Annotated in this window: 15 protein-coding genes; 2 read left to right on the forward strand and 13 right to left on the reverse strand. The window is 64.2% G+C overall.

The window, feature by feature from the left end:
* The first annotated feature begins 189 nt into the window (after positions 1 to 189).
* A complete protein-coding gene (locus ABUE31_RS12665) occupies positions 190 to 513 on the forward strand; it encodes a cytoplasmic protein (RefSeq protein ID WP_367723962.1) in 324 nt (107 codons plus the stop codon).
* A 38-nt stretch (positions 514 to 551) separates the two neighbouring features.
* Here ABUE31_RS12665 and ABUE31_RS12670 read toward each other — a convergent pair whose 3' ends face one another.
* From ABUE31_RS12670 to ABUE31_RS12710, 9 genes are all read right to left on the reverse strand, one after another.
* Positions 552 to 977: a Ros/MucR family transcriptional regulator gene (locus ABUE31_RS12670; RefSeq protein ID WP_367723963.1), complete on the reverse strand. Its 426-nt coding sequence runs from the start codon at positions 975 to 977 to the stop codon at positions 552 to 554.
* 278 nt (positions 978 to 1,255) lie between these two features.
* A complete protein-coding gene (gene mnhG, locus ABUE31_RS12675) occupies positions 1,256 to 1,624 on the reverse strand; it encodes a monovalent cation/H(+) antiporter subunit G (protein ID WP_367723964.1) in 369 nt (122 codons plus the stop codon).
* The gene (locus ABUE31_RS12680) at positions 1,621 to 1,935 is read right to left on the reverse strand and encodes a cation:proton antiporter (RefSeq protein ID WP_367723965.1); all 315 of its coding nucleotides are present in this window, start codon (positions 1,933 to 1,935) and stop codon (positions 1,621 to 1,623) included. The genes mnhG and ABUE31_RS12680 overlap by 4 nt, the downstream gene beginning before the upstream one ends.
* Positions 1,932 to 2,417: a Na+/H+ antiporter subunit E gene (locus ABUE31_RS12685; RefSeq protein ID WP_367723966.1), complete on the reverse strand. Its 486-nt coding sequence runs from the start codon at positions 2,415 to 2,417 to the stop codon at positions 1,932 to 1,934. Before ABUE31_RS12685 ends, ABUE31_RS12680 begins: the two co-directional genes overlap by 4 nt.
* Complete coding sequence (locus tag ABUE31_RS12690; protein WP_367723967.1) at positions 2,417 to 3,967, reverse strand: Na+/H+ antiporter subunit D; 1,551 nt, start codon at positions 3,965 to 3,967, stop codon at positions 2,417 to 2,419. Before ABUE31_RS12690 ends, ABUE31_RS12685 begins: the two co-directional genes overlap by 1 nt.
* A gap of 3 nt (positions 3,968 to 3,970) precedes the next feature.
* Positions 3,971 to 4,348 carry a Na+/H+ antiporter subunit C gene (locus tag ABUE31_RS12695; RefSeq protein WP_367723970.1) on the reverse strand — a complete coding sequence of 126 codons (378 nt, stop codon included), beginning with the start codon at positions 4,346 to 4,348 and terminating at the stop codon, positions 3,971 to 3,973.
* Positions 4,348 to 4,767, reverse strand: coding sequence for a Na+/H+ antiporter subunit B (locus tag ABUE31_RS12700; protein ID WP_367723971.1), 420 nt, complete (start codon positions 4,765 to 4,767; stop codon positions 4,348 to 4,350). The genes ABUE31_RS12695 and ABUE31_RS12700 overlap by 1 nt, the downstream gene beginning before the upstream one ends.
* A gap of 1 nt (position 4,768) precedes the next feature.
* Positions 4,769 to 7,111, reverse strand: a complete 2,343-nt coding sequence (locus ABUE31_RS12705; protein ID WP_367723972.1) for a putative monovalent cation/H+ antiporter subunit A — start codon at positions 7,109 to 7,111, stop codon at positions 4,769 to 4,771.
* A 166-nt stretch (positions 7,112 to 7,277) separates the two neighbouring features.
* Positions 7,278 to 7,592, reverse strand: coding sequence for an SH3 domain-containing protein (locus ABUE31_RS12710; protein ID WP_367724174.1), 315 nt, complete (start codon positions 7,590 to 7,592; stop codon positions 7,278 to 7,280).
* 164 nt (positions 7,593 to 7,756) lie between these two features.
* Between ABUE31_RS12710 and ABUE31_RS12715 the strand changes: the two genes are divergently transcribed.
* Positions 7,757 to 9,868, forward strand: a complete 2,112-nt coding sequence (locus tag ABUE31_RS12715; RefSeq protein WP_367723973.1) for a S9 family peptidase — start codon at positions 7,757 to 7,759, stop codon at positions 9,866 to 9,868.
* 17 nt (positions 9,869 to 9,885) lie between these two features.
* Here ABUE31_RS12715 and ABUE31_RS12720 read toward each other — a convergent pair whose 3' ends face one another.
* The 4 genes from ABUE31_RS12720 to ABUE31_RS12735 all read right to left on the reverse strand — a co-directional run bounded on the left by ABUE31_RS12720 (position 9,886) and on the right by ABUE31_RS12735 (position 13,000).
* A complete protein-coding gene (locus ABUE31_RS12720; protein WP_367724175.1) occupies positions 9,886 to 10,836 on the reverse strand; it encodes a c-type cytochrome in 951 nt (316 codons plus the stop codon).
* Positions 10,837 to 10,839: 3 nt separating this feature from the next.
* Entirely contained in the window at positions 10,840 to 11,277 is a 438-nt protein-coding gene (locus ABUE31_RS12725) for a c-type cytochrome (RefSeq protein WP_367723974.1), read from the reverse strand.
* A 147-nt stretch (positions 11,278 to 11,424) separates the two neighbouring features.
* Positions 11,425 to 12,027 carry a superoxide dismutase gene (locus ABUE31_RS12730; RefSeq protein ID WP_367723975.1) on the reverse strand — a complete coding sequence of 201 codons (603 nt, stop codon included), beginning with the start codon at positions 12,025 to 12,027 and terminating at the stop codon, positions 11,425 to 11,427.
* Positions 12,028 to 12,121: 94 nt separating this feature from the next.
* Positions 12,122 to 13,000 (reverse strand): branched-chain amino acid aminotransferase, encoded by an 879-nt coding sequence (locus ABUE31_RS12735; RefSeq protein WP_367723976.1) that lies wholly within the window; start codon positions 12,998 to 13,000, stop codon positions 12,122 to 12,124.
* Positions 13,001 to 13,097: the final 97 nt, after the last annotated feature.

Below are 13,097 nucleotides of genomic sequence, written 5' to 3' on the forward strand. Positions count from 1 at the left end.
ATAGGAATAAGTTCTTATACCGGGAAGACATCTCCTGTGAACAAATAATGAACGATTGAAAAGTGCTCTTCTAGTATTCCTTTGATTCCATACGGCTTTTTTCTACCTCGCGCCAAAATCGCCCGTGACTTTGTCCACGCTTGGTCCGCCCCCCGCATAGTCGATGCCCTACTCGAAAGGGATCGAACGATGTCGCAGGCGCTTCGCGAGGAAATATCGACCTTCATGTCCGTCCGGGAGGCGCGGCACGCCGACGCCCGCCAGTTGGCGGCGCTGCAGATCGCCTGTCATGTCGATCTGGCGGAGGCCCTGCGCGCGGACCCGTCGACGCGGGCGCGGATCGCCCTTCGCCTGCAGCGGTTGATCGAACGCGAGCGCCAGCGCGGAATGCGCCGGCACTGGAGCTACGATCTCAATCGCCACATCGCGCTGAAGCAGGCGCTGGACCGGCTGCACTCCATGGCGCCCGAGGCTGCATCCGGAAAGCAAACGGCGCCATACGGCGCCGCTTGAAGCTCAACAGTGAACAGAACCGGACGAAGAACGCCGGTCTATCTCGACTTCTTCTTGCGGCCGAGGCCCATCTTCTTCGCGAGCAACGAACGTGCCGCGGCATAATTCGGCGCAACCATGGGATAGCTGGGATCGAGCGCCCACTTCTCGCGATACTGGTCCGGCGTCATGCCATAGTGGGTCATCAGGTGACGCTTCAGCGACTTGAACTTCTTGCCGTCTTCCAGGCACACGATGTAGTCGTCGTGAACCGACCGCTTCGGGTTCACGGCCGGCTTCTGCTTGTCCGCGGGCGGCTGCTCAGTGCTTCCGCCGATCCGCCCGAGCGCTGCATGCACATCGGCGATCAGATTGGGAAGGTCGCCCGCCGGTACCGGGTTGTTGCTGACATAGGCCGCCACCACATCCGCGGTCAGCTCGATCAGCATTTCGCTGTTTCTAACGGGTTGCTCGGAGATATCCATGTTTTTCAGGCCCCAACTTGAACTGTCTGCTTGATAGCCCCTTTGATACATGCTCGGGGCCGCGCGCGATTTTTGTTGCGCAGGCTCAACCCTACGATTCGCGTCATAGACCGTTATGAAACGACCTACAATCCACGTCAATTGGATAGTTGGTTAATATTGTCCGATCGGTCTTGGTTTTCCTGTATAGCGACGCTAGTTTTGGGCGCTTACTGGAATTCTTGGGCACTTTCTTGAGTTCTGCGCAATTGACGTGGCGTAAATAGGAATAAATTTCTCTATTTGGCCTTTTCGGGACCTGAATCCGCGGCATCAGGCGACGCAGAGAGATCATCGCGCACGGACTGGGCCCACAGCGGATAACCGGCGCCATGCGCAGCCTTGGCCAGCAGGTGCGAAGAAATGGGCACCGTGAGCACGAAGAACGCGATGCCCGCCAGGGCCCTCAGGGAAATGGCAGGATCGTTGGCATGGACCGCGAGAGCCAGCAGAACCACGCAAGACCCGAGCGTTCCCGCCTTGGAGGCCGCATGCATGCGGGTGTAGAGGTCGGGCAGGCGCAGCAGTCCGATCGACGCCGTCAGGCTGAAGGCGGAGCCGATCAGGATGAGCACTGCTGCGAGATAGTCTTGAACGAGTGTGATCACGTCCGGTTCTCCGGTCGCTCATGGTCGTCCGTCGCCTTTCGACTCGCAACGAAACGCGCAAAGGCGATCGTCGCCAGGAACCCGACGAGGCCGAGCGCGATGGCTATGTCCACGTTGAAGGTGACGCCGGTGGCAATACCGGTCACGGCGATGAAGCCGATGCCGACCGCGACCAGCATGTCCAGCGCCAGCACCCTGTCGGGCAGGGTCGGTCCGAGCAGCACCCTGAGCACGGTCAGCAGGAACGAAAGGCTGAGCAGGCCGAAGGCGACATAGACGCTGAACTCGAGGAAACTCTCTCCCATGCTCATCGAAACGCCTCCACGGTTTTCCGTTCGAACCCGTTGCGGATATCGGCTTGCGCCTTCTCGACGTCCGAGCAGTCGATGGCATGGACGTAGAGCGTGCGCCGGTCGGGAGAAACGTCGACCGAAAGCGTGCCAGGCGTCAGCGTAATCATGTTGGCCAGCAGGGTGATCTCGAAGTCACTGTCGACCTTCAGCTGATAGGCGAAGATGCCGGGCTTCAGATTCATGCGCGGCGACAGAACCAGCACCGCAACCCGCCAGCCGGAGAGCACCAGCTCCTTTACGAACATCACGGCCAGCGAGACGATCCGCACGCCGCGGTACCTGCTTCTGCGATAGGTGTCGCGCCCCTCAAGCTGCTCGCGTACGACATAGAGTGCGAGCCAGCCGAGCAGGAGGCCGAAGGCGAAGCTGGGCAGCGTGAATGAGCCGGTCAGCGCCGCCCAGACGAGCGCCAGAAGGATGATGTTGGTGTACCGAGACATCAGCGCGCCGCCTCCGGGAAGACCGACCTGACATAGGCGGTGCTGTCGATTAGTCCGGATGCCGCGATATCCGAGATCCGGACAAACCGCTCCGGCAGGACGCCCAGAAGCAGGATCGGCACAATCAGCACGACAATCGGCGCGAGATAGGCGACCGGCGGCGGCCTTGTCGCGACGGCGGCGTCTGGCGCATCGCGCCAGAAGGCAAGGAGAAAGACCCGCCCCAGCGCGATCGTGGTCAGGAAGCCGCTGGCGAGCACGGCGCCCGCGAGCAGACCGGCGCCGGAATCGATAGACGCCTTGGCCAACATCACCTTCGGCCACAGCCCCGAAGCGGGCGGCAGCCCGGCAACCGCAAGGACGAGCAGAAAAGTCATCGCGGCAAGCAGCGGGCTCGCGCGGTAGAGCCCGCCAAGGTCGGTCAGCATGTAGCTGCCCCCGGCCTCGCCGATCGCGCCGGCAAGCAGGTAGAGCGCAGCCATCGCCAGCATCGAGTGGACCGCGTACAGAATTGTTCCCGACATCGCATCCGCGCTGCCGATTGCCGGTCCGGCCAGCATGACCCCGACGCCCGAGATCACCAGGAACCCGGCCATGCGGCGGATGTCCGTCTGGGCAAGCGCGCCGAGCGCGCCGAGCATCATCGTCGCGATCGCCATCCACTCGATCACGCCCGACAGCGTGACGCGCTCGAGGGGGAACATCATGCCGAGCGACCTCAGCAGCGCGTAGACGCCGATCTTGGTCAGCAGGCCGCCGAACAGCGCCGCCGTCACCAGGCGGGGCGTGTGGTAGGAGGCCGGCAGCCAGAAGTTCAGCGGAAAGGCCGCCGCCTTCATGGCGAACGCCAGCAGGTAGAGCGAGGCGATCGTCGTCAGCGGGGCCACGCCGCGCAGGTCAGGCGCCTTGGTCGCGATGTCGGCCATGTTGAGGGTGCCGAAACTGCCGTAGAGATAGGCGGTGCCGATCAGGAAGAAGGCGGTTCCCAGGAGGTTCAGGATCGCATATTTCGCCGCACCGTCGATCTGCGCGCGCTCCGACCCCAGGATCAGCAGGCCGAACGACGCGATCAGGAAGACCTCGAACCAGACGTAGAGGTTGAAGACGTCACCGGTGAGAAACGCGCCGTTGACGCCGGCCAGCATCAGCATGAGGAACGGGTAGAAGCCGTAGCGGCGGCCGGTGGCGTCGATATCGGCCACCGAAAACAGCACGCAGACGAGAGCAACGAACGTCGCGATCAGCGCAAAGGTCGCGCCGAGCGTATCGGCGACGAAGGATATTCCGAACGGCGGTAGCCAGCGCCCCATGGTCATGGTGACAGGCCCTTCCCCGAGGGTTCGGTGGAGGAGCAACGCGTCGGCGACGAGCATCAGCAGCAAGCCGGCGAACGCGAACGCCGCCTGCCAGCGCAGGTGATGCCTGAGCATGAGCAGAAACGCGCCGAGCCCGAGCGCGATGGCGACGGGCGCGATTACCAGCCAGTCGGCTGCCGCGACGGGCTCCAGGAGCATCGCTCCCGCCATTGCGCTATCGGCCGGCAAAGCCATTCGTCAGTACCCCGTTGGCGGGAGCCGGTCGTCGGTCGGCTCGGAAATGCGCATGTCCATCGTGTCGTCCACGCCGATCTCCTGGTAGGCGCGATAGGCGAGCACGAGTACGAAGGCGAAGAAGGAGAAGGAAATAACGATGGCCGTCAGGATCAGGGCCTGGGGCAACGGATTTGCGGCCGGCCCCGGCAGCGCGTCGAGATGCGCCGGAATGATCGGCACGGCGGCGCGGGTGATGCGCCCGCTGGTGAAGATCAGCAGGTTCACCGCATTGCCGAAGATGGCAATGCCGAGAACGATGCGGATCACGTGCCGCGACAGGATCAGATAGATCCCGACGCCGAAGAACAGCGCCACAAGGACAGCGAACACCGGTTCCATCAGACGTCCTCCCTGTGCTCGAGCGTGAGCGCGATCGAGGTGATCGAGCCTACGACAACCAGATAGACGCCGATGTCGAAGAACATGACGGTCGAGATATCGACCGTCAGCCCAAATATCTCCGGAGAAGTCCAGAGTCCGGTCAGGAACGGCACGCCGAAGGCGAACGAAAGCAGCCCCGACAAGACGGCTATCAGCAGGCCGAACCCGGAAATCGCCATCGGATGGAAGTGGATTGCACGGCGCACCGCCGGAACGCCGAAGGCGATGCCGTTGATCGCGAGGGCCGAGGCGGCGATCAGGCCGCCGATGAAGCCGCCGCCCGGTTCGTTGTGCCCGCGCAGCAGGACGAAGACGGAGAACAGGAGCATCAGCGCGGTCAGGTAGGGCGCGGCGGTCCGGAAGATCAGCGTGCGCACGTCATGCCTCCCTCTTCGCCGCCGGCGCCTGCGGCGTCCCGACGCGGATCAGAGCCAGGATCGCCAGGCCCGCGACCATGACCACGGCGATTTCGCCGAGCGTGTCCAGTCCGCGGAAGTCGACGATGATGACGTTGACGATGTTGCGGCCGTGCGCGAGGGCGCGCGAATGCGCCTCGTAGAACTGCGACAGCGTGGCGTCGAACGGCACCTGCGTCACCTTGAGCAGCAGCAGTCCGAATCCGGCGCCGCAGACGGTTGCCACGGACAGGTCGAGCGCCTTTTCGTGCGTCGGGCGGTGGTCGGAGGGCGTCAGCTTCAGCCGCGTCATGACCAGCGCAAGGATGACGACCGACAGCGTCTCGACCATGAACTGGGTGAACGAGAGATCCGGCGCGCCGAACAGCATGAACAGCAGCGCCACCGCAAAACCCTGGATGCCGAGCGAGACGATCGCCGTCAGTCGGTCCTTGGCGTAGACCACCGCGCCGAGGCCGATCACGGCGATCAGCACGATCGTCCATTCATGCAGCCAAAGGTCCGGGAACTGCGGCATCGCCGGCAGTTCGTCGAAGACGATCATCGGGACCAGCAGGGTGACTGCGACGGCCAGGAAAACGACCGTCAGATAGATGTGCAGTCGCCCGTTCTGCACGATCCGCGTGGCGCCGAAGGAGAGCCTCAGCAGCCCACGCATCGCCTGGTCGAAGCCGCGGTCCGGGCCCCAGCCGATGGCGGCGAGCGCGACGGCGATGCCGAAGCGGATTCGCGCATGCGCGAAATAGGCCGCAACGCCGAGCGCGATTGTGGCGAGCGACAGGTAGAACGGGAGGCCCAGGTGCGGCACCGAGGACGCGGCAATCTCGACCGGATTGCCGGCGACCGCGCTGGCCATGGGGCTCGATATCGCGGCGTGGAACATCTGCGAGAAAAGCCCCGCCAACAGGCCTAGCGCCGCCAGGCAAAGCGGCCCGATCCACAAAAGCGCCGGCCCTTCGTGCGGTTTGGCGGGCGTTTTGCCGGCCGCTCCCACGAACGGCTTGAGGCCCACCAGGAAGGCGATCGCGAACATCAGCATGTTGCCGACGATGGCAACGCCGAGAAGCAATACTGGCACTCCCATGCCGATCTCGACCGCGGCGTATATTTCCTCCTTGGCGATGAAGCCGAAGGTCAGGGGCAGGCCGCCCATCGATAGCGCCGCCATCAGCCCCGCGGCGAATGTGATCGGCATCGCGCGCGCAAGGCCGCCGAGGCGACGGATGTCGCGCGTCCCGGTCTCGTGGTCGATCAGCCCCGCGACCATGAAGAGCGCGCCCTTGAACAGCGAATGCGCGATCAGGTAGAGCACCGCCGCTTCGATCGCCCTTTCCGAACCGTAGCCCGTGAGCATGACCAGAAGCCCGAGCGAGGCGACGGTCGTGTAGGCGAGCATCAGCTTGAGGTCCGTCTGCCGCATCGCAAGCAGCGTGCCGACAAGCAGGGTCGCCGCGCCGAACAGCGGCAGCACGGTCTCCCATGCCGCCGTGTCGCCGAGGACGGGGTTGAGGCGCATCAGCAGGTACACGCCGGCCTTCACCATGGTGGCCGAGTGAAGGTAGGCCGAAACCGGTGTCGGCGCCTCCATTGCGTTCGGAAGCCAGAAATGGAACGGGAATTGCGCCGACTTGGTGAAGGCGCCGCCGAGGACGAGCACGAAGGCCGCGAGGTAGAGCGGACTTTCGCGCAGCAGGCCACCCGTCGAAAGCAGCGCCGACAACTCCGTGGCTCCGGTGACCGAACTGATCACGAGAAGGCCGGCGAGCAGCGAAAGACCGCCCATGCCGGTCACGACCAGCGCCTGCAGAGCGGCGCGACGCGCTGCTTCACGGCCATGATCGAAGCCGATTAGCAGGAAGGACGTGATCGACGTCAGTTCCCAGAAAACGAACAGCATCAGGAATGAATCGGACGCGACGAGACCCAGCATCGCGCCCATGAACAGCAGGATGAAGGACAGGAACCGCCCCTGCTGCGGATGGCCTTTCAGGTAGCCGCCGGAGTAGAGGACGATCAGCGTGCCGATGCCGGAGATCAGCAATCCGAAGGTCAGCGACAGCCCGTCGAGATACCAGGAGAAGCGGACGCCGAGGCTCGGAATCCAGTCATAGCCCCCGGCGACGACCTCGCCGCTTGAGACGATACCGACGAACCCTGCCAGATGGACGAATATCAGGGCGGGCAGGATCGCGAGCAGCCAGGCCGCGCCGTGCCCCAATGCCCGGCAGAGCGGCGGCGCCAGGACCGCTCCGAGGAACGGCAGAAAAAGTGCCAGCAATGTCAGCGACTGCGCGCCTGACCCCATTTTAGCTCCCGATCGGACCAACCGGGCCGATCGCGGCCCGCCTTCACGCTAGGCGGATAACCCGCCGGGGCCCAAGGAACAAGCAATAGTGGCCATTTTATCGCGCTAGCGGCACAGATTGTGCGTTCCAGGCCGTATGCCCGACGCTTTTGACGCAAAAGACTCGTCACTGGGGCGCAATGTATCGCCCATAGACCCATCCGGTCACGAAGCCGCCGTTCTGCGCGGGATCGTGCCAGATTTGGCACCAGCGGTAGCGCACCGTCTGCTTCTGCTTCCACTCGGGCATTCCGGCGATGTCGAGCAGGTTTACCCCGCCGGTACACTTTCCTGTCATCTGCAGCACGGTGCCGTTTGGATAGGCCGACTGCTTCTGCGAGACGCTGGAAGGGTATTTGCGGACGTTCAGCGTATCGCCGAAGGGAACGTCCTCGACCTGCCATGCCGCGAAGGTCGCGGCCTGCGCTTCCACAGCGGCCATGCCGGCCACGATCGCGACGGTGAGTGCTGCCTTTCCGGTGCGAGAAATCACTTTCTGTCTCCAGGGTTGTTTCGATGCCTGTCCCGCAACTTGCCGGCAGGCCCTTGAACCCGCACTGATCGGCGTGTTCATTCGCCGTTCAAGAATCGCCGCAGCGAGACGACATGACCCAGAGCCCACGATTTCCGGCAATCGCACACCCTGCCACCGATGAGCGGCCCGTCGATGATACGCGGCACGGCATCACCCGCGTCGATGAGTTCGCCTGGCTGCGCGCCGACAACTGGCAGGAAGTCTTCAAGGACCCTTCGGCGCTCGATCCGGCAATCCGCAGTCACCTCGAGGCCGAGAACGCCTACCAGTCGGCGATGATGGCAGACACGGCCGCCCTGAGGAAAAAGCTGTTCGAGGAGATGAAGGGGCGCATCAAGGAAGACGATTCGTCGGTCCCAATGAAGGACGGGCCGTTTGCCTACGGCTCCTCGTTTCGGGTCGGCGGCGAACAGCCGCGCTTCTTCCGCACGCCGCGCGAAGGCGGGACCGAGGAGATCGTTCTCGACGGCGACGCCGAGGCCGAAGGCAAGGCCTATTTCCGCATCGGCAGCTGCGACCATTCCTCGGACCACAAGCGCCTGCTCTGGTCGTTCGACGACAAGGGCTCGGAATTCTTCAGCCTGCGCGTGCGCGACATCGAGACGGGCCGCGACCTCGCCGACGATGTCAGCGACACCAGCGGCGGCGGCGTCTGGAACGCCGGCAACGACGGTTTCCTCTACACCCGCGTCGACGAGAACCACCGTCCGTCGAAACTCTTCTTTCACGCGCTCGGGGCCGACCCGGCCGATGACCGCCTTGTCTATGAAGAAGGCGACCCCGGCTTCTTCATGGACGTCGCGGGGTCGCGCAGGAATGACTGGATCTTCATCTCGATCAACGACCACGAGACGTCCGAGATCCGGCTGCTGCGCACGGATGACCCGACCGCGACGCCGAGCCTCGTCGCGGCGCGCGAGACCGGACTGCAATACGAGCTCGAGGAAGGCGGCGACATCTTCTTCGTCCTCACCAATGCCGACGGCGCCAAGGACTTCAAGATCGCGACCGCGCCCGTTGGCGACCCCGTGCGCGCGAACTGGATCGACCTCGTGCCACACGAGCCCGGCCGCCTCATCCTGTCGCTCCTCGCCTTCCGCGATTTCCTGGTCCGGCTCGAACGCAAGGACGGGCTGCCGCGGATCGTCGTGCGCGAGCGTGCGAGCGGCGAGGAGCACGCCATCGCATTCGACGAGGAAGCCTATTCGCTGAGCCTGCTCGGCGCCTACGAATACGACACCGACGTCATGCGCTTCTCCTATTCGTCCATGACCACGCCGGCGGAAGTCTTCGACTATGACATGCGGACACGCCAGCGCGTGCTTCTGAAGACCCAGGAGGTTCCGTCGGGGCACGATCCCGACCGCTACGTCACGCGGCGGCTGATGGCAACGTCGCATGACGGCGAACTGGTGCCGGTTTCGCTCATCCATCACCGCGACACCCCGCTCGACGGCTCGGCTCCTGCGCTGCTCTACGGCTATGGCTCCTATGGCATCAGCATTCCCGCGGCCTTCAACACCAATCTTCTTTCGCTGGTCGATCGCGGCTTCGTCTACGCCATCGCCCATGTGCGTGGCGGCAAGGACAAGGGCTTCGCCTGGTATGAGGACGGCAAGCGCGAGAAGAAGGCCAACACCTTCCGCGATTTCATCGCCGTCGCCAGCCACCTCGTGTCGGCCGGATATACGTCGCATCACCTGATCGTCGCGCAGGGCGGGTCGGCCGGCGGCATGCTCATGGGCGCTGTCGCCAACATGGCGCCGGAGCATTTCGGCGGGATCATCGCCGAGGTGCCCTTTGTCGACGTGCTGACCACCATGCTCGACGACACGCTGCCGCTCACGCCTCCGGAATGGCCGGAATGGGGCAACCCGATCGCCTCGGAGAAGGACTACCTGACGATCGCTGCCTACTCGCCTTACGACAACGTGGCGGCCCTCGACTATCCGCCGATCCTTGCGGTCGCCGGCCTCACCGACCCGCGCGTCACCTACTGGGAACCGGCGAAATGGATCGCCCGCTTGCGGGCAAGGAGCGCGAGCGCGAACCCCGCGCTGTTCAAGATCCACATGGATTCGGGGCACGGCGGGGCGTCGGGCCGTTTCTCGCGGCTGGAAGAGATCGCCTACGTCTACGCGTTCGCGATCAAGGTCGCCGGCGCCGTCGACGGCAACCCCTGACGGAACGGGCGAGAAGCCTAGCCTTTCGGTTTGGTCCGCGCCGGGTATCCGTTGGGATGCGGCGGCACCGTCTTCAGATAGGCGGCGATGGCGTCCCGATCCTCGGGGCGCAAGCGCGCCATGTTGCGCTGGACCTCGGCCATCGAACCGCCGACCGAATCGAAATCCGGCGTGAAGCCGGTTTCCAGGTAGGCGGCGATGTCGCCCGCCGACCAGTCGCCGATGCCGCCCTCGCCTGACGTGATGTTGGGCACGATGCCGTCACCCTCGGCGGCCACTGCGCCCGAAAGCCAGCGCGCCTTTTCGGTCCCGCCGATCACGCCACGCGGCGTGTGGCATTCGCCGCAATGGCCGGGTCCCTCGACCAGATAGCGGCCGAGCGCCACGGTTTCGGGTGCGTCGGCGGGCAGCGCGATCACAGGCTCATCGTTCAGGTAGAGGCGTTTCCAGAGGCCGAGACCGCGCCGGATCGTGAACGGAAAGGAAAGCTCGTGGTCCGGCGGCCTGTCGGACACCGCCGGCAAGCCCTTCATGAAGGCATGCAGGTCGGCAATGTCTGAGGGCTGCATGCGCGCGTAGGAGGTGTAGGGAAAGGCCGGGTAGTAATGGCTGCCGTCCGGCGCGACGCCGCGCATCATCGCATTGGCGAAATCCTCCACCGACCAGCCGCCGATGCCGGCCTCGGTATCGGGGGAAATGTTGGGTGGTACGAAGGTGCCGAACGGCGTCACGAGCTTCATGCCGCCCGCAAGCTCCAGGCGCGCATCGCCCTTGGCATCCGGTCGGGCATGGCACGATGTGCAGCCGCCGGCCCAGAAGATGCGTTCGCCGCGCACCGGATCGCCGGAGCCGAGCGACGCCAGCACCTCGCCCCCGAGTCGCACCGGCGCCGACGCCAGCGACATGACGGCGGCCCCGACGCCACCCAGAACCAGCGCGACGCCGATCAGCTTCTTCATGGAGGCCAGGTATCAGCCCTTCTTGATGCGGAATGCCTCGTGGCAGGTGCCGCAATTGGAACCGACAGCGCCCATCGACGCCTTAAGTGCGTCGACGTCAGCAGGTGGTGCAGCCGCCGCTGCCGCGGCGTCGGTCTTGAACTTGTCGATCGCGGCCTGGAACCCTGCCGGGTCTTCCCAGATCTTCGGCGAGGACTCGGAATTGCCGGTCGCGCTGCCGGCCGGCCAGAGCATCGCAGCGTCCATCTTCTGCGCATCCTCGGAAATCTTGTTCAACTGCGCGAGCACGTCGGCGGCGTCGAATGGCTTTTCGCCCTTCACATAGGCGCTCAGCGCTCCCATGGCGCGGCCGTTCGCCTTCATCAGCGCCTCGCGCTCTTCCTGAGGATCGGCGAATGACGCCGACGTGGCGAGCGCCAAGGCGGAGATGGCGAAGATCAGCTTTCTCATAAGTCCCTCCGGGGGTTTGCGGATCGTGGAGTCACGAGACGCTAACGAAAAAGCCGGGCCGAAAAACCCAAACTCTGCTTCACGCTTTCGTGATGGTCAGTGGTGGCGCAAAAAAAAGAAGCCCCGGCGAACCGGGGCTTCTGAAAATCAGCCGCGTGCGGCTTCGTACATTTCCAGCACGTGATCCCAGTTGATCATGCTGTCCACGAACGCCTCGAGATACTTCGGCCGGGCGTTGCGGTAGTCGATGTAGTAGGAGTGCTCCCATACGTCGACGCCGAGGATCGGGCGCGCGCCGTGAACCAGCGGGTTCTCGCCGTTGGGCGTCTTCGAGATCGACAGCTTGCCGTCCTTGAAGGAGACCCAGGCCCAGCCCGAGCCGAACTGGGTTGTGCCGGCCGCGATGAAGTCGGCCTTGAACTTGTCGTAGCCGCCCAGGTCGCTGTCGAACGCCGTCTGGAGCGCGCCGGGCAGCTTGTTGCCGCCGCCGCCCTTCTTCATCCACTTCCAGAAATGGATGTGGTTGTAGTGCTGGGCGGCGTTGTTGAAGAGGCCGGCGTTCTTGCCGTAGGACTGTTTGACGATCTTCGTCAGCGACAGGCCCTCCATGCCGGCCTCGGCGGCCAGCTTGTTGCCGTTGTCGACGTAGGCCTTGTGGTGCTTGTCGTGGTGGTACTCAAGCGTCTCCTTCGACATATAGGGCTGCAGCGCCTCGTAGTCGTAGGGCAATGGGGGCAGTTCAAAGGCCATGGTCGTACTCCTCTTAAATTCTGGCCCGGCTTCGTTGGCCGGGCGGTTTCAATAACTATCGCCCGCTACCGCGACACCACTGATATCTAGGGCGTCAAGCGGCGGGCGTCGAATGCGCCCACTCCCAATACAGTTCGCGCGCCTTCTTGGCGACCGGTCCGGGCTGCAGGTCGCGATCCTCGATGCGGATAACGGGAACGACCTTGGAATGGTTGCCCGTCGAGAAAATCTCGTCGGCGTCCAGGAAATCGCGAACCGAGAGCGTCCGTTCCGACGTCTGGAAGCCATAACCAGCGAGCAGGGCGATGGTGCGGGCACGCGTGATGCCGGAAAGAAACGTCCCGTTCGGAGCGGGCGTCATGACATGCCCGTCCTTGACGAGGAAGACGTTGGAAAGTCCGGTCTCGGCGACGTTGCCCAGCATGTCCAGAACCAGGGCGTTGTCGAAGCCGCGCGACTTGGCCTCGAGAATGGCGCGGCCGTTGTTGGGGTAGAGGCAGCCCGCCTTGGCGTTGGTCGGCATCGTTTCGATGGTCGGCCTGCGGAACGGAGAAACGGTGACGGAGAAGCCGGACGGCGGGATCATCGGCGCTTCGTAGAGGCACAGGCAGAACCGCGTCGACGACGGATCGGCCGGAACGGCCATGTAGCCGCCATGCTCGGCCCAGTACATCGGGCGAATGTAGACTGCCGTCTGCCCGTCGAACTTCTTCAGGCCTTCCCAGGTGAGCCCGACGATTTCCTCGACCGTCATGGTCGGCTTGAGGCCGAGGGCGATCGCGGATGCATTGACGCGGGCCGCATGGAGATCGAGGTCGGGCGCGACGCCCTCGAACCACCGCGCGCCGTCGAAGACCGACGAAGCCAGCCACATGGCATGGCTGCGCGGCCCGAGGAGCGGTACATTGCCCTCGTACCAATCGCCATCGACATAGGTCCAGGTCGTCGTCTGCGCGGGTGCCGCCAGTGTCATCGAAGCAATCCGTCTGTTGCCGTAGGCGGTAATGACATTATTTCATTGCCTCGCGTCAACGGGGCAATTTTCTGTTTCGGCGAGGCCAGGCCTGTGG

The organism is Mesorhizobium marinum, assembly GCF_040813675.1.
Lineage (GTDB): Bacteria > Pseudomonadota > Alphaproteobacteria > Rhizobiales > Rhizobiaceae > Mesorhizobium_K > Mesorhizobium_K marinum.

Excerpts from the sequence above, each read along its gene's own strand:
- ABUE31_RS12665 (WP_367723962.1), top strand. The coding sequence starts at position 190 with ATGTCGCAGGCGCTTCGCGAGGAAATATCGACCTTCATGTCCGTCCGG.
- ABUE31_RS12670 (WP_367723963.1), bottom strand. The coding sequence starts at position 977 with ATGGATATCTCCGAGCAACCCGTTAGAAACAGCGAAATGCTGATCGAG.
- ABUE31_RS12680 (WP_367723965.1), bottom strand. The coding sequence starts at position 1,935 with ATGAGCATGGGAGAGAGTTTCCTCGAGTTCAGCGTCTATGTCGCCTTC.
- ABUE31_RS12685 (WP_367723966.1), bottom strand. The coding sequence starts at position 2,417 with ATGTCTCGGTACACCAACATCATCCTTCTGGCGCTCGTCTGGGCGGCG.
- ABUE31_RS12690 (WP_367723967.1), bottom strand. The coding sequence starts at position 3,967 with ATGGCTTTGCCGGCCGATAGCGCAATGGCGGGAGCGATGCTCCTGGAG.
- ABUE31_RS12695 (WP_367723970.1), bottom strand. The coding sequence starts at position 4,348 with ATGGAACCGGTGTTCGCTGTCCTTGTGGCGCTGTTCTTCGGCGTCGGG.
- ABUE31_RS12705 (WP_367723972.1), bottom strand. The coding sequence starts at position 7,111 with ATGGGGTCAGGCGCGCAGTCGCTGACATTGCTGGCACTTTTTCTGCCG.
- ABUE31_RS12710 (WP_367724174.1), bottom strand. The coding sequence starts at position 7,592 with ATGGCCGCTGTGGAAGCGCAGGCCGCGACCTTCGCGGCATGGCAGGTC.
- ABUE31_RS12715 (WP_367723973.1), top strand. The coding sequence starts at position 7,757 with ATGACCCAGAGCCCACGATTTCCGGCAATCGCACACCCTGCCACCGAT.
- ABUE31_RS12725 (WP_367723974.1), bottom strand. The coding sequence starts at position 11,277 with ATGAGAAAGCTGATCTTCGCCATCTCCGCCTTGGCGCTCGCCACGTCG.
- ABUE31_RS12730 (WP_367723975.1), bottom strand. The coding sequence starts at position 12,027 with ATGGCCTTTGAACTGCCCCCATTGCCCTACGACTACGAGGCGCTGCAG.
- ABUE31_RS12735 (WP_367723976.1), bottom strand. The coding sequence starts at position 13,000 with ATGACACTGGCGGCACCCGCGCAGACGACGACCTGGACCTATGTCGAT.